General features: G+C 59.6%; 16 protein-coding genes. 6 read left to right on the forward strand and 10 right to left on the reverse strand.

Annotated elements, in window-relative coordinates:
• Window positions 1-37: 37 nt before the first annotated feature.
• A complete protein-coding gene (locus tag KGA81_RS27400; RefSeq protein WP_223550317.1) occupies window positions 38-1,033 on the forward strand; it encodes an OmpA family protein in 996 nt (331 codons plus the stop codon).
• Between the two features lie 24 nt (window positions 1,034-1,057).
• A complete protein-coding gene (gene pdxH, locus KGA81_RS27405) occupies window positions 1,058-1,705 on the forward strand; it encodes a pyridoxamine 5'-phosphate oxidase (protein WP_223550319.1) in 648 nt (215 codons plus the stop codon).
• Window positions 1,706-1,714: 9 nt separating this feature from the next.
• On the opposite strand, the gene KGA81_RS27410 is transcribed toward pdxH, so the two are convergent.
• Complete coding sequence (locus KGA81_RS27410; protein ID WP_223550321.1) at window positions 1,715-1,951, reverse strand: hypothetical protein; 237 nt, start codon at window positions 1,949-1,951, stop codon at window positions 1,715-1,717.
• Between the two features lie 166 nt (window positions 1,952-2,117).
• Between KGA81_RS27410 and KGA81_RS27415 the strand changes: the two genes are divergently transcribed.
• Entirely contained in the window at window positions 2,118-2,582 is a 465-nt protein-coding gene (locus KGA81_RS27415) for a glycine zipper 2TM domain-containing protein (protein ID WP_223463193.1), read from the forward strand.
• Between the two features lie 101 nt (window positions 2,583-2,683).
• Here KGA81_RS27415 and nhaA read toward each other — a convergent pair whose 3' ends face one another.
• A complete protein-coding gene (gene nhaA, locus KGA81_RS27420) occupies window positions 2,684-3,871 on the reverse strand; it encodes a Na+/H+ antiporter NhaA (RefSeq protein ID WP_223550324.1) in 1,188 nt (395 codons plus the stop codon).
• Window positions 3,872-4,118: 247 nt separating this feature from the next.
• Between nhaA and KGA81_RS27425 the strand changes: the two genes are divergently transcribed.
• The gene (locus KGA81_RS27425; RefSeq protein ID WP_223550363.1) at window positions 4,119-5,216 is read left to right on the forward strand and encodes a PLP-dependent cysteine synthase family protein; all 1,098 of its coding nucleotides are present in this window, start codon (window positions 4,119-4,121) and stop codon (window positions 5,214-5,216) included.
• A 130-nt stretch (window positions 5,217-5,346) separates the two neighbouring features.
• Here the strand turns inward: KGA81_RS27425 and KGA81_RS27430 are convergent, their stop codons facing one another.
• Together KGA81_RS27430 and KGA81_RS27435 are read right to left on the reverse strand one after the other, a co-directional pair.
• Window positions 5,347-6,960 (reverse strand): NAD(P)/FAD-dependent oxidoreductase, encoded by a 1,614-nt coding sequence (locus tag KGA81_RS27430; RefSeq protein WP_223550327.1) that lies wholly within the window; start codon window positions 6,958-6,960, stop codon window positions 5,347-5,349.
• Between the two features lie 107 nt (window positions 6,961-7,067).
• Window positions 7,068-7,736: a COG3650 family protein gene (locus KGA81_RS27435; protein ID WP_223550329.1), complete on the reverse strand. Its 669-nt coding sequence runs from the start codon at window positions 7,734-7,736 to the stop codon at window positions 7,068-7,070.
• Between the two features lie 173 nt (window positions 7,737-7,909).
• On the opposite strand from KGA81_RS27435, the gene KGA81_RS27440 reads away from it, so the two are divergent.
• Window positions 7,910-8,266, forward strand: a complete 357-nt coding sequence (locus KGA81_RS27440; protein ID WP_223550331.1) for a hypothetical protein — start codon at window positions 7,910-7,912, stop codon at window positions 8,264-8,266.
• A 12-nt stretch (window positions 8,267-8,278) separates the two neighbouring features.
• On the opposite strand, the gene KGA81_RS27445 is transcribed toward KGA81_RS27440, so the two are convergent.
• Window positions 8,279-8,878: a short chain dehydrogenase gene (locus tag KGA81_RS27445; RefSeq protein WP_223550333.1), complete on the reverse strand. Its 600-nt coding sequence runs from the start codon at window positions 8,876-8,878 to the stop codon at window positions 8,279-8,281.
• A gap of 106 nt (window positions 8,879-8,984) precedes the next feature.
• Between KGA81_RS27445 and KGA81_RS27450 the strand changes: the two genes are divergently transcribed.
• Window positions 8,985-9,893 (forward strand): LysR family transcriptional regulator, encoded by a 909-nt coding sequence (locus KGA81_RS27450; protein ID WP_223550335.1) that lies wholly within the window; start codon window positions 8,985-8,987, stop codon window positions 9,891-9,893.
• Between the two features lie 190 nt (window positions 9,894-10,083).
• Here the strand turns inward: KGA81_RS27450 and KGA81_RS27455 are convergent, their stop codons facing one another.
• The 5 genes from KGA81_RS27455 to KGA81_RS27475 all read right to left on the reverse strand — a co-directional run bounded on the left by KGA81_RS27455 (window position 10,084) and on the right by KGA81_RS27475 (window position 15,081).
• Window positions 10,084-10,785 carry an ABC transporter ATP-binding protein gene (locus KGA81_RS27455; RefSeq protein ID WP_223550338.1) on the reverse strand — a complete coding sequence of 234 codons (702 nt, stop codon included), beginning with the start codon at window positions 10,783-10,785 and terminating at the stop codon, window positions 10,084-10,086.
• Entirely contained in the window at window positions 10,786-11,553 is a 768-nt protein-coding gene (livG, locus tag KGA81_RS27460; protein WP_223550340.1) for a high-affinity branched-chain amino acid ABC transporter ATP-binding protein LivG, read from the reverse strand.
• Window positions 11,550-12,806 carry a high-affinity branched-chain amino acid ABC transporter permease LivM gene (locus KGA81_RS27465; protein ID WP_223550342.1) on the reverse strand — a complete coding sequence of 419 codons (1,257 nt, stop codon included), beginning with the start codon at window positions 12,804-12,806 and terminating at the stop codon, window positions 11,550-11,552. Before KGA81_RS27465 ends, livG begins: the two co-directional genes overlap by 4 nt.
• Complete coding sequence (gene livH, locus KGA81_RS27470) at window positions 12,803-13,726, reverse strand: high-affinity branched-chain amino acid ABC transporter permease LivH (RefSeq protein WP_046043982.1); 924 nt, start codon at window positions 13,724-13,726, stop codon at window positions 12,803-12,805. Before livH ends, KGA81_RS27465 begins: the two co-directional genes overlap by 4 nt.
• A gap of 227 nt (window positions 13,727-13,953) precedes the next feature.
• Window positions 13,954-15,081 (reverse strand): branched-chain amino acid ABC transporter substrate-binding protein, encoded by a 1,128-nt coding sequence (locus KGA81_RS27475; protein ID WP_223550344.1) that lies wholly within the window; start codon window positions 15,079-15,081, stop codon window positions 13,954-13,956.
• Between the last annotated feature and the right edge of the window lie 165 nt (window positions 15,082-15,246).

Raw genomic sequence — 15,246 nt, forward strand, 5'->3', positions numbered from 1 at the left:
GGCCTGATTTTTTTGACTTCATTTTTGTGGATATCCAATGTCATCCAATAAGACCCTCGCCTTGGCTCTGTGCTTCGCTATTACCGGTTGCGCACAGACTCCGCAGAAAGACGCGGCGGCCCCCGTTGCCAGCAGCCACTGGTACTGGCCGTTCGGTTCCGACGACAGCGCTGGTAAACCCGCGGTCAAGCCGGAAGTGAAACCTGAAGTCAAACCGGTTGCGGTGACCAAGGCCGAAACCGATAGCGGCAGCAAGTGGTACTGGCCGTTCGGCGGCAGCGAGAAGAGTGCCGCCAAGGCTGTGCCGATGCCAGACCCGAAAGTCACCCAGGCCTGGCTTGACGACTACGAACCGCGTCTGCGCGAGGCGGTCAAGGGCAGCAACATGCAACTCGAGCGTCGCGAAAACGTGCTGGTGGTGACTGTACCGGTCGAAGGCTCATTCAACCCTGATCGTCCGGCCATGCTGCTGCCAGTCACACTCGGTCCGTTTACCCGGGTTGCGAAAATGCTTGAAGCCGATCCAAAGACCGCTGTCTTGATCCTCGGCCACAGCGATACGTCCGGCGCTGCACCGGCCAACGTCAAACTGAGCCAGGAGCGAGCCCAGTCTGTTGCGGCGATTTTCCGTCTCAGTGGTTTGCAGCGTGATCGTTTGATGCTGCGTGGCTTGGGTGGTGATGCACCGCGTGCCGCCAACGACAGCGTGCAAGGGCGTGCGTTGAACCGCCGCGTGGAACTGCTGGTGACCCCGCAAAACACCATGGTCGCACTGCTGAGCAAGTACAACATGCCGGCGCCAGCCCCGGTGACCATGGTCGCTGCCGCTGACGTCAAACCGGTCGCCAAGCCTGTGACACCGGCCCCAGCGACTAAAAAGGCTGCTGTTCCAACGACGAAAAAAGCCCCGGCGAAAAAAGCGTCGGCCAAGAAAACACCTGCGAAAACCGCAACGCCGGCAAAAAAGACCACGCCAGCCAAAGCCTCGACGGCTGACAAGAAAGTCGCCACCACCGATACTGCAAAGCAGTGATAGGTTAACCAAAAGGAATGCGCCATGACCCAGGGCCTGGCTGATATGCGTCGTGACTACACCCGTGATGGCCTGACCGAGGCGCAAGCCCCGGCCGAGCCGTTTGCGCTGTTCCACCAGTGGTTCGCCGACGCGGTGAAAACCGAACAGGCACCGGTGGAAGCCAATGCCATGACCCTGGCCACCGTTGACCAGGACGGTCGACCGCACTGTCGCATTCTGTTGCTCAAGGGGCTGGACGAGCAGGGCTTCACCTTTTTTACCAACTATGAAAGCGCCAAGGGCCAACACCTGGCCACGAATCCGTTCGCGGCCATGACGTTTTTCTGGCCGGCGCTGGAGCGCCAGGTGCGCATCGAAGGACGGGTGGTGAAGGTCACGCCTGAAGAGTCCGATGCCTATTATCAGGTCCGTCCACTGGGCAGTCGCCTGGGGGCCTGGGCATCGCCGCAGAGCCGCGTGATCGCCGGTCGTGGCGAACTCGAAGCGCTGCTCAAGGACACCGAGCAACGTTTCAGCGACACCCAGCCGCATTGCCCGGACCACTGGGGTGGTTATCGCTTGCTGCCGGAACGCATCGAATTCTGGCAGGGCCGCCCAAGCCGCCTGCACGACCGCCTCAATTACCGCCTGCAGGGCGCCGACTGGATTCTTGAACGTCTGGCCCCCTGAGCAGAACAGTTACCCACCGGGATAGTCTGCCGCAGCGGCCTCCAGCCACTTCGGCAGGTCTCGACGCTTGATCCTCTGCGCCTGAGCACTCGCCAACCGTTCGAGCATGAAGGCTTTTTTCTGCTCATCCTTGCCCGCCAGCGCTAGTGCCAGGTCGCGGTCCATCCAGCGTTTGATCCGTACGTACAGCCACCAGTGGAAATACAGTCCAGCGACGGTAGTAACGAAAATGATAAAGTAGTCCATGAAAATCCTTGGCCAGTGGGGGTAGTTTTCCGTTTTTGCCGCTACTGTGTGAGTTCGTGGAGGCGCCTTAACGGAGCCTGAATCAAACCAATTTTATCCGGGCGATGCCGTGACAGGCGTCAAGCTGCGGAGTCTAATGAATATCCGGTTCTTTGGAGTTGATGCTATGCGTAAGTCTGTACTACTGGTTGCTTCCTTTTCCACGATGGCGATGTTGCTCACTGGTTGCCAATCGAGCCTGACCGGTGACTCCTACTCCCGTGACGAAGCGCGTCGCGTGCAGACCGTTCGCATGGGTACCATCGAAGCATTGCGTCCGGTGAAAATCGAAGGCACCAAAACCCCTATCGGCGGCGCTGCAGGCGCAGTGGTCGGCGGCGTTGGTGGCAGCTCCATCGGTGGTGGCAAAGGCAGCGTCGTTGCTGCGGTCGTCGGTGCTGTAGCCGGCGGTCTGCTCGGTTCGGCCGCTGAAGAAGGCTTGACCCGCACCCAGGGCGTGGAAATCACCGTGCGTGAAGACGATGGCAGCATGCGTGCCTATGTGCAGGAAGTTCAGCCAAACGAAGTGTTCCGTGTTGGTGAGCGTGTGCGTATCGCCAGTGTGGGTGGCACCAGCCGCGTTTCGCACTAAGCGCAAACGCCGGATAAACAAAAAACCCGATCAGGTGACTGATCGGGTTTTTTGTTTTTGGCCGAGGCGAGTCTTGATTGGCGCCAGGCGTTATCAGTTTATCAGGATGCCAGGCCGGAACTCTTGCGGCTCGCCATCGCCGTCACCCCATAACCGATCAGCGCGGCCAGAATCGAACCGGTCAGGATCCCCATGCGGTCCATCCCGGCGAAATCACTCACGCCCGGTTCAAAGGCCAGCGAGCCAACAAACAGGCTCATCGTGAAACCAATGCCGCAGAGAATCGCCACGCCCAGTATCTGGCCCCAATTGGCGCCTTGGGGCAGGGCGGCGATACCGGTTTTCACGGCCAGCCAGGTCAGGCCGAAGACGCCGACGGTCTTGCCCAGTAACAGCCCGATGGCGATGCCCATGGGCACGTGGTGAGTGAAGCTTTCGACGGTGACACCGCTCAGGGACAGGCCGGCATTGGCAAACGCGAACAGCGGCAGAATGCCATAGGCGACCCACGGGTGAAGGGCGTGTTCCAGGGTCAGCAATGGCGAGGGCTCGGCATTTTTCGTGCGCAGCGGAATGCAGAAAGCCAGGGTCACACCGGCCAGCGTGGCGTGGACACCGCTCTTGAGCACGCAGACCCAGAGAATCAAGCCAATGATCATGTAGGGCCCGAGCTTGACCACGCCGAGCCGGTTCATTCCGATCAGCGCCGCAATGCAGGCCGCGGCCAGCGCCAGAGACAGGGTCGACAGCGCGCCGGAATAGAAGATCGCAATGATGATGATCGCGCCGAGGTCGTCGATGATCGCCAGGGTCATCAGGAACAGTTTCAGCGAGACCGGAACCCGTTTGCCCAGCAACGCCAGCACGCCAAGGGCAAAGGCGATGTCGGTAGCGGTCGGGATTGCCCAGCCGTTGAGGGCCGGTGGCGTGTCGCGATTGAGGTACCAGTAGATCAGCGCCGGCACCACCATGCCGCCAATCGCCGCCGCGCCAGGCAGGACGATTTGCGACGGTTTGGACAACTGGCCGTCGAGGACTTCGCGCTTCACTTCCAGGCCGATCAGCAGGAAGAACAGCGCCATCAAGCCGTCGTTGATCCAGAGCAACGCCGGCTTGGCGATTTTCAGCGCGCCGATCTGCGCCACCACAGGGGTGTCCAGCAGGCCGTTGTACAGCCACGCCAACGGCGAGTTGTTGATGATCAGAGCCAGAACGGCAGCGGCGATCAGTAACAGACCGCTGGCAGCTTCCAACTGAAAGAAACGCGTGAAAGTGCTACGCAGAGGCAAGGTCGCTCTCCATCCGTGAATTCAAAAGGTGTTACACCCTAACAAGTACTGTTAGTTGTTAAAACAAAAGTTATATTCTTTTTTATTATATGTCGTTACAGAGTGAGCCATCAGTACCGAGCTGAGCCTAGCAGTTGTCGGGCGTATTGGACCTCAGCTGTACCTGTGCTGGATGTAGGTTTTTTCCTAAGCTTGTTGGATGAGCCTTGAAAAATGGCCGACTCCTGCCCGATTCAACGAGAAATCCATCATGAGCGACAACCGACAGTGGTCCCGCGAAGCGATCCGGATCATCGAAGCCGATTTCCAGCGCAGCGCCGACACCCACCTGATCCCCTTGCCGCTGCCGGGTTTTCCAGGCATCGAGTTGTACTTCAAGGATGAATCCAGCCACCCCACGGGCAGTCTCAAGCACCGACTGGCCCGTTCGCTGTTCCTGTACGCGCTGTGTAATGGCTGGCTCAAGCCAGGGGCGCCGGTCATTGAGGCTTCCAGCGGTTCCACGGCGATTTCCGAAGCGTACTTCGCGCGCATGCTGGGCCTGCCGTTCATTGCGGTGATGCCGGCGACTACCTCGAAAGAAAAGATCGCGCAAATCGCCTTCTATGGCGGCCAAAGCCACCTGGTGGACGATCCGACCCGGATCTATGCAGAGTCCGAGCGCCTGGCCCGCGAGCACGACGGGCACTTCATTGACCAGTTCACCTACGCCGAGCGCGCCACCGACTGGCGGGCGAACAACAACATTGCCGAGTCGATCTTTCAGCAGATGCGTTTCGAGCAGCATCCCGAGCCGAGCTGGCTGATTTCCAGCCCCGGTACCGGGGGTACCACGGCCACCCTGGGCCGATACGTGCGTTATCGCCAGCATTGCACCCGCGTGCTGTGTGCCGATGCCGAGCGTTCGGTGTTCTTCGATTACTACCAGACCGGTGATGCCAGCCTGCGACTGGACCACGGCTCGCGGATCGAAGGTATCGGTCGGCCGCGTGTGGAGGCGTCGTTTTTGCCTAAGGTGATCGACGCCATGGTCAAGGTGCCGGATGCCTTGTCACTGGCGGCCATGCACTACCTGGCGCAGCGTTTGGGACGCCATGTGGGCGGGTCGAGCGGGACCAACCTGATCGGCGCACTGATGGCCGCCCAGCACATGAAGGCGCAGGGGGAGACGGGGTCGATGGTGGCGATTCTGTGCGACAGTGGCGAGCGCTACGCCACGACCTATTACGATCAGGACTGGCTCAAGGCTCAGGGGTATGAGTTGAGTGGCTTGATCGATGCGGTGAGGGCGACGGTGGAGCGGGGTGAGCCATTGCCGGCGAGCGTGCTGCGCGCCAACATCTGACCCCCATTACCTGTAGGAGCGAGCTTGCTCGCGAAGGCGGTGGATCAGCCAACATTCAATTCGAATGTGAAACCGTCTTCGCTGGCAAGCCAGCTCCTACAGGGTTTTGTGTTGTTTGAGAGAGTCGGTGTCAGGCCTCGAGACCGAGGATATCCCGAGCCACAGCCTCGGCAATGCGAATCCCGTCAACACCCGCTGACAGAATCCCGCCCGCATAACCGGCACCCTCACCGGCCGGGAACAGGCCTTTCACATTCAGGCTCTGCAACGACTCGTTGCGGGTAATGCGCAGCGGTGAGGAGGTACGGGTCTCGATGCCGGTCAACACCGCATCGTGCAGCGAGTAACCACGAATCTGCTTTTCGAACGCCGGCAAGGCTTCGCGAATCGCTTCGATGGCGAACGCCGGCAGTGCCAACGCCAGATCACCCAGGGCAACGCCCGGCTTGTAGGACGGTTCGACGCTGCCCAGTTCGGTGGATGGTTTTCCTGCGATAAAATCGCCGACCAGTTGCGCCGGGGCTTCGTAGTTGCTGCCGCCGAGCACAAAGGCGTGGGATTCCAGGCGTTCCTGCAACTCGATACCGGCCAGCGGGCCGCCCGGATAGTCGACTTCCGGGGTAATGCCGACGACGATCCCGGAGTTGGCATTGCGCTCGTTACGCGAGTACTGGCTCATGCCATTGGTGACCACGCGGTTCGGCTCGGAAGTCGCCGCCACCACCGTACCGCCCGGGCACATGCAGAAGCTGTAGACCGAACGGCCGTTCTTGGCGTGGTGCACCAGTTTGTAGTCGGCGGCGCCCAGTTTCGGGTGGCCGGCATATTTGCCCAGGCGCGCACGGTCGATCAGCGATTGCGGGTGCTCGATGCGAAAACCCACCGAGAACGGCTTGGCTTCCATGAACACGCCACGGCCGTGGAGCATGCGGAAGGTGTCGCGGGCACTGTGGCCGAGGGCGAGGATCACGTGCCTGGAATGTATCTGCTCGCCACCATTGAGTTCGACACCGACCAGTTGGCCGTCTTCGATCAATACGTCGGTGACCCGCTGCTGGAAGCGCACTTCGCCGCCGAGGGCGCGAATCTGCTCACGCATGTTTTCCACGACGCCGGTCAGACGGAACGTACCGATGTGCGGTTTGCTGACATAGAGGATTTCTTCCGGCGCGCCGGCCTTGACGAATTCGTGCAGGACTTTGCGACCGAGGAATTTCGGGTCCTTGATCTGGCTGTAGAGCTTGCCGTCGGAAAATGTCCCCGCGCCGCCTTCGCCGAACTGCACGTTGGACTCGGGGTTGAGCACGCTTTTGCGCCACAGGCCCCAGGTATCCTTGGTGCGCTGGCGGACTTCGGTGCCGCGTTCGAGGATGATCGGTTTGAAGCCCATTTGCGCCAGCAACAGGCCGGCGAAAATCCCGCATGGACCGAAGCCGACGACGATCGGACGTGCGCTCAGGTCGCCCGGTGCCCGGCCTACCGCTTTGTAGCTGACATCCGGTGCCACGTTGACGTTACGGTCATCGGCAAACTTGTGCAGCACCGCCGCCTCGTCGCGAACTTCAAGGTCGATGGTGTAGATGAAGCACAGCTCGGAGGACTTTTTACGCGCATCGTAGCTGCGCTTGAACAAGGTGAAATCGAGCAGGTCATCGCTGGCAAGCCCCAAGCGCTGCACGATGGCAGGGCGCAGGTCTTCATCGGGATGGTCGATCGGCAACTTGAGTTCGGTGATTCGTAACATGGCGGGATCCGGTTCGCGGGGCGCACAACTGCGCCAGGGCGTTTGAAACCGGCGATTATAAGCCCGAAAGACTGCGTCCAGTGAGGCATAAACCGCCTCTCGTCGAATCAGTCGTCGCGCGAACCGCCGAAATACCCGCATCCACGCTGGACCTGGCCGTCGACGCGCAGCTCGGCACTCATGTGCTGGATGCTGCCAGTGCTGCTGTCGACGCAACGTTGCGGCGCAACCCACAGTTCGATGTGCTGGTTGTTGGCTTCGGTGCTGAGATTGAAACGGCCATCGCCCAGTTGCTCTTCCACGTAGGGCACGGCGAGGGGAGGCTGGCCGGCGCGGTCAATGACCATGCCTTTGCCACTGACTTTCACGTTCCACTCCGGCGTATGGCCGGCGGCGCGCAGGATCAGCAGCTTGAAATTCGGATCTTCGCACGCGGTGCCCGAGCGCTCGACGCGGTACAACTGCTCCAGATCGAGCTGGCCGTCGCCACCGCTGCCGGCCACAACCCGCCCACGCACGTCGGCAAACAGTTTGCCCTGCTTGTCCGCCAGGTTTGCGGCCTGCTGCAGGACGCTGGTACCCCCCGTGTCGTTGACCACGTAGCGCTTTGCCTGGTTGCACGGCTGGAACAGCAGTTTGCCGTCCGCCGCGGTCAACTGGCCTTGCATACGTGTCTGGCCGGCATGGGAAACACTCTGCCGCTCCCCCTCGAACAACTGGCAAGCGGCGAACAGCGGAAGCAGGGCAACGAGGACTAAGGAACGGGCAACACGCATCTTGGGGTCTCCTGACAAGTGCCGCCACGTTACTCAGGCTGACCGTTCATCACAAGGCTGGAGTTGCTCTCTGGCAAAGTAGAGGGTGATTTCCTGCAACATCTTCTGAATTATTCCGATGCCGAGTTTCAGGACGCCAAAGGTAAGCTGCCGCGCTTTTGCAGGGGGCGGATATGAAGAACGCAATGGGTTGGAAGAACTGGTTGTTTTTGATTGTGATGACGGGGGCCACGGGCAGTCAGGCTGCCGAGATCAATTTGTCTTCGGCAACCGACTTCACCCGAATGGATTTGCTATTGAAGGACAACGACAGACTTCATTCGGTGTTTGAAATGAATGTCACGCTCAGTCCTGAAGCAACTGAGCGTATGCAGCGCATTAGCCGCGAGTCGATAGGCCGGAAATTGACGCTATCGATCAATGGTTGGAAGGTTTCTGAGACGACAGTGCAATCGGTCCTGGGATCGCAGTTCAGAGTGTCCATCCCGAAAGCCATCGCCAAAGACCTCTTGCCCACGTTGGTTGATTGAGCTTGAACCGGCTCAGCCTATGTGAAAGGTCTGACCTGTTTGCAGGCCTTCCACGCTTTTGGCGTAGGCCAAAGCCACATCCGCTGCAGGAACCGGCTTGAAGCCACGGAAGTACGGCGCGTATTTGCCCATGGCTTCGAGCAGGACATTCGGGCTGATCGAATTCACACGCAAGCCGCGGGGCAGTTCGATGGCGGCGGCACGAACGAAACTGTCCAGTGCACCGTTGACCAGTGCTGCCGATGCGCCGCTGTAGATCGGATCATGGCTGAGTACGCCGGTGGTGAAGGTGAACGAAGCGCCGTCGTTGGCGAACTCTCGGCCGATCAGCAGCAAATTGACCTGGCCCATGAGCTTGTCTTTCAGGCCCAAGGCAAAGCTCTCTTCAGTCATTTCGCTGAGCGGTGCGAAGGTCACGTTGCCGGCGGCACACACCAGTGCATCGAATTTGCCGGTCTGCGCGAACAGTTTACGAATCGAGGCGCTGTCACTGATGTCCACCTGGAAGTCGCCGCTGGTGCGACCTATGCGGATGATTTCGTGGCGTTGCGACAGTTCTGTGTCGATAGCTGATCCGATGGTGCCGTTTGCGCCGATCAAAAGAATTTTCATGGGGGTTGATCCTCGTGTGGGTTGAACAAGGCATCAGTTTAGGGTGGTTTTTTCTGCGGATAAGCGCACTAATAGGCAACCTTTGGTTTTCAAATGGAAACAATCCATGAGCGAGATGGATGACCTGGCCGCGTTCGCCGTATTGATCGAAGCGGGAAGTTTCACCCTGGCGGCGCAGCAGCTCGGTTGCAGCAAAGGCCAGCTGTCCAAGCGCATCAGCCAGTTGGAGGCGCAGTTTTGCGTGGTGCTGTTGCAACGCACCACTCGCCGTTTGAGCCTGACGGCAGCCGGCGCTGCGTTGTTACCACAGGCTCAGGCGCTGGTGGTGCAAGTCGAGCGGGCGCGTCAGGCGCTGGCGCGGCTGAAGGACGACATGGCCGGCCCGGTACGGATGACAGTTCCGGTATCACTCGGGGAAACCTTCTTCGATGGCGTGTTGCTGGAGTTCTCCGCCAAGTATCCCCAGGTGCAGATCGAACTGGAACTCAACAACAGCTATCGCGATCTGTCACGCGACGGCTTCGATCTGGCGATTCGTTCTGACGTGGCGATTGACCAGCGACTGGTGGCGCGTCCGCTGCTGGCGTGGCAAGAACTGACCTGTGCCAGCCCGGCTTATCTGGAGCAATACGGTGAGCCGCAAACACCCCAGGCGCTAGCCGAGCATCGTTGCCTGCTCAACAGCCATTACAGCGGCCGCGAAGAATGGCTGTATCACCAGCAGCATGAATTGTTGCGGGTGCGCGTGTCGGGGCCGTTCGCCAGCAACCACTACAACCTGTTGAAGAAAGCCGCACTGGTCGGTGCCGGTATTGCGCGCCTGCCATCCTACTGTTTGCCAACAGAGCTGGCCGAAGGGCGTTTGCGATGGCTGCTGCGCGATTATCAGACCCGCAGCATGCCGATGTATCTGGTGCATCCGTATCAGGGCGGATTGCCCAAGCGCACGCAGGTGCTGGCGGACTATCTGATCGGGTGGTTCAAGCGCAGTGGGGAGGCGCTGGACCGGTTGTGACAAAGGCATCTGACACTAGACCCTGTGGGAGCGAGCTTGCTCGCGATAGCGGTAGGTCAGCCAACATCTATGTTGAAGGTGAAGCCGCCATCGCGAGCAAGCTCGTTCCCACAGGGAATTTCATTGTTGTTGAGATTGTGGTGGGCATAAAAAAACGGCCCGAAGGCCGTTTTCTGTTTACCACAATGGCTTAGCCGCCGAGGTACGCTTCGCGCACTTTCGGGTCGGTCAGCAATGCTTCACCGGTGCCTTGCATCACGACCCGGCCGTTTTCCAGCACGTAGGCACGGTCAGCGATTTTCAGCGCCTGGTTGGCGTTCTGTTCGACCAGGAACACGGTCACACCGTCCTTGCGCAGCTGTTCGATGATGTCGAAGATCTGCTGGATGATGATCGGTGCCAGGCCCAGTGACGGCTCGTCGAGCAGCAACAGCTTGGGCTTGCTCATCAGCGCACGGCCGATGGCGAGCATTTGCTGTTCACCGCCGGACATGGTGCCACCGCGTTGGGCAAAGCGTTCCTTCAGGCGTGGGAAAAGTCCGAGAACCTTGTCCATCTGTTCCTGATAATCGCCCTTATCGGTGAAGAAACCACCCATGGAGAGGTTTTCTTCCACGGTCAGGCGGGAAAACACCCGACGACCTTCCGGCACCACGGCAATGCTCTTGCGCATGATCTGCGAGGAGTCCTGGCCGATCAGTTCCTCACCCATGTAGCGGATGCTGCCGCTGTGGGCCTGTGGCGAACCGCAGAGCGTCATCAGCAGGGTCGACTTGCCGGCACCGTTGGCGCCGATCAGGGTCACGATCTCGCCCTGACGGACTTCGACGTTGACGCTGTGCAGGGCCTGGATCTTGCCGTAGAAGGTGGAAACGTTTTCGAACTGCAGCATTTACGCTTCCCCCAGGTAGGCTTTGATCACTTCAGGATTGTCGCGGATCTGTTCCGGCGTACCGTTGGCCAGGGGGGTGCCCTGGTTGATCACGACGATGTGGTCGGAAATGCTCATGACCAGTTTCATGTCGTGTTCGATCAGCAGCACGGTGACGTTGTGCTCTTCACGCAGCACACCGATCAGCGCCTTGAGGTCTTCGGTTTCCTTCGGGTTCAGGCCGGCGGCCGGTTCGTCGAGCATGAGGATCCTCGGGCGGGTCATCATGCAGCGGGCGATTTCCAGGCGACGTTGCTGACCGTAGGCCAGGGTGCCGGCCGGACGGTTGGCGAACTCCTTGAGGTGAACCTTTTCCAGCCAGTACTCGGCGTACTCCATGGCCTCGCGTTCGCTTCTGCGAAATGACGGGGTCTTGAACAGGCCGGACAGGAAGTTGGTATTCAAGTGACGGTGCTGGGCGATCAAGAGGTTCTCGACCGCGGTCATGTCCTTGAACAGCCGCACGTTCTGGAACGTACGCACCACGCCCTTGAGGGCGATCTTGTGGCCGGGCAGGCCCTCGATGGCCTCGCCGTCCAGCAGGATGCTGCCGCCGCTCGGCTTGTAGAAACCGGTCAGGCAGTTGAACACGGTGGTCTTGCCGGCGCCGTTGGGGCCGATCAGTGCCACGACCTGTTTTTCCTTCACGCTCAAGGCCACGCCGTTGACCGCCAGCAAGCCGCCAAAGCGCATGCTCAGATTTTCTACTTTAAGGATCTCGCGGCTCATTTACGCAGCTCCATGTGAGGACGTTGCATGGGCAGCAGACCTTGAGGACGCCAGATCATCATCAGCACCATCAGGGCACCGAACATCAACATGCGGTATTCGCTGAAGTCACGCATCAGCTCGGGCAACAGAATCATTACGATGGCCGCGAGGACCACGCCCAATTGCGAGCCCATGCCGCCCAGCACCACGATGGCCAGGATGGTGGCCGATTCGATGAAGGTAAACGACTCCGGCGTCACCAGACCCTGACGCGCGGCGAAGAAGCTACCGGCAAATCCGGCGAAGCAGGCGCCCAGGGTGAAGGCCGACAGCTTGATTACGGTCGGGTTCAGGCCCAGGGCACGGCAGGCGATTTCGTCTTCACGCAAGGCTTCCCAGGCACGGCCGATCGGCATGCGCAGCAGACGGTTGATCACGAACAGCGCGAACAGCGCCAGCAACAGCGCCACCAGGTAGAGGAATACCACCTTGCTGACCGGGTTGTAAGTCAGGCCGAAGTACTCGTGGAAGGTCTGCATGCCTTCGGCGGCCGTTCTATCGAAGCTCAGGCCGAACAGCGACGGTTTGGGGATGTTGCTGATGCCGTTCGGTCCGCCTGTGAGGTCCGTCAGGTTACGCAGGAACAGACGGATGATCTCACCGAAGCCCAGGGTCACGATCGCCAGATAGTCACCGCGCAGACGCAGTACCGGGAAGCCCAGCAGGAAGCCGAACGTCGCAGCCATCAGTCCGGCGATGGGCAGGCAGATCCAGAAGCTCAGGCCGTAGTAGTGCGACAGCAGCGCATAGCTGTAGGCACCCACCGCGTAGAAACCGACGTAGCCCAGGTCGAGCAACCCCGCCAGACCGACCACGATGTTCAGGCCCAGACCGAGCAGCACATAGATCAGAATCAGCGTGGCGATATCCACCGCACCGCGCGAGCCGAAAAACGGCCACACCAGCGCGAGCACGATCAACCCCATGATGACCCAGCGTTGGGTGCTGGGCAGGGTCATGAAGTGGCTGACCTTCGGCGAAATCAGCGCGCCTTTCGGCGCTGACTTCATCAGGGTGTTCCACTGCTTGTCGAACAGCACCCGCAGGAACATCAGCACCGAGCTGGCGGTGATGATGAACAGCGTTGAGGTACTGGCACCCAGTACTTCGAGGTTGATGCCGGCGATGGACAGTTTCAGGCCGAGTACCGGATAGGCCACGGCCCAGACCAGCAGGGCGCTGAACAGCGCTTGTTTAAGATTCCTAGTCATACTTTCTCAATCTCCGGACGCCCCAACAGGCCGGTTGGCCGGAATAACAACACCAGAACCAGAAGGCCGAAAGCCACTACGTCCTTGTACTGGTCACCGAATATATCGGCGCCGAATGCTTCGGCCACCCCCAGCACCAGACCACCGAGCATGGCCCCCGGAATGCTGCCGATGCCACCCAGTACCGCCGCGGTAAAGGCCTTGAGGCCCACCAGGAATCCGGCGTTCGGGTTGATCACGCCATACTGCATGCTGAGCAATACAGCTGCCACGGCCGCCAGGGCGGCACCAATGACGAAGGTCAGGGCGATGATGTTGTTGGTGTTGATGCCCAGCAGGTTGGCCATCTTGATGTCTTCGGCACAGGCCCGGCAGGCACGTCCCAGGCGTGAGCGCGAGATGAACTGGGTGAGGCAGAGCATCACCACCAGGGTCACCACGAACACCAGGATCTGCATGTAGGAAATCAGCACTTCCTGTGCGCCGCCCGGACCGAAACTGAAGCTGCCCGGAATCAGGTTGGGGATCGATTTGTCCTTGGAGTCCTGCGAGAGCAGTACGGAGTTTTGCAGGAAGATCGACATGCCGATGGCCGAGATCAGCGGGATCAGGCGGTTACTGCCCCGCAGGGGGCGGTAGGCGATCCGTTCGATGCTGTAGCCGTAGGCACTGGTTACAACGATGGTCGCCAGGAATGCGGCGGTCATCAACAGCGGCAGAGAATGGATACCCAGCATGGCCAGTCCGGCAAGGACGATGAAGGCCACGTAGGAACCGATCATGTAGACCTCGCCATGGGCGAAGTTAATCATTCCAATGATGCCGTAAACCATTGTGTAGCCAATGGCAATCAGGGCATAGGTGCTGCCAATGGTCAGACCATTAACCAGCTGTTGGAAGAAGTGATAGATCTCAGGCATTACAACGCTCCTAAAAACCTGATACGCATTTCACTGGTGGAGTCATGTTCCGGCCCGGGCTGTGTGGTCTGTAGCCACCTTCGCACGAGCGTTTGCCAGCGAACCGCTGGTGACGGTTTTAAGATTTTCAGGTAAGTCAGCTCCCGGATCGCGGGACTCTGGCCTATTAACCTCGTAAAACAAAGCCCACGGCTTGCGCAGTGGGCTCTATTACTTATGGAGCCAGCTTACTGAGGCGAAACTTCGGTCTTTGGTTTACCGAAATGCCACTCGTAGACCACGAACTTGAAGTCCTTCAGGTCGCCCTTGTCGTCGAACGACAGGTCGCCGGTCGGGGTCTTGAAGGTGCCTTTGTGAATGGCTTCAGCCACTTTGGCGGGGTCTTCGCTCTTCGCTGCCTTGATGCCTTCGGCGATCACTTCGACGGCCGAGTAGGCCGGGAACACGAACGGGCCGCTCGGGTCCTGTTTCTTGGTGGCAAACGCCTCGACCAGCGCCTTGTTGGCCGGGTCCTGGTCGAAAGACTTCGGCAGGGTCACCAACAGGCCTTCGGATGCGTTCTGGGCAATTTGCGAGATGGAGTCGTTGCCGACGCCTTCAGGTCCCATGAACTTGGCTTTCAGGCCCTTTTCCTGGGACTGGCGAAGGATCAGGCCCAATTCCGGGTGGTAGCCGCCGTAGTAGACGAAGTCGACGTTGGCTTGCTTGAGCTTCTGGATGATCGAGGAGAAGTCCTTGTCACCGGCGTTCAGGCCTTCGAACACGGCAACCTTGACGCCTTTGCCTTCGAGGGTTTTCTTCACGGAAGTGGCGATGCCTTCACCGTATTGCTGTTTGTCGTGCAGCACAGCAACGATTTTCGGTTTTACGTGGTTGGCGATGTAGTTACCGGCTGCAGGGCCCTGGGCACTGTCCAGGCCGATGGTGCGGAACACCATTTTGTAGCCACGTGCGGTGATGTCCGGGCTGGTGGCAGCCGGGGTGATCATGATCACGCCTTCGTCTTCGTAGATGTCCGAAGCCGGTTGAGTGGAGCTGGAGCAGAGGTGACCGACAACGAATTTCACACCATCGTTGACCACTTTGTTGGCGACGGCCACGGCTTGTTTAGGGTCGCACGCGTCGTCGTATTCCTTGGCTTCGAGCATCTTGCCGTCGACGCCGCCCTTGGCGTTGATCTGCTCGATGGCCATCTTGGCGCCGATGAACTGCATGTCGCCGTATTGAGTGACCGGGCCGGTTTTAGGGCCGGCGATGCCGATCTTGATGGTATCAGCTGCGAACGAATGGCTGGCAACCCCGGCCAGAACCATAGCGGCAAACAGTTTGGAAATCTGCTTAGTAGCCTTAGTCATAGTGCTCCACTCTTACTGTTGTAGTTTTTATAGTCCTGGCGCCGATGGCAGCAGAACCGGGTCAGATATCCACGACATCCCCCGGAAATGCCCCCCGACAACTGTACCGGTACAGTGTAGAGCGCCGATTGTCGGCCTGGGAAGGCGGCGCCGGGGGACAAAACC

Origin of the sequence: Pseudomonas sp. A-B-19 (genome assembly GCF_019947515.1) — a bacterium.
Classification (GTDB): Bacteria; Pseudomonadota; Gammaproteobacteria; order Pseudomonadales; family Pseudomonadaceae; genus Aquipseudomonas.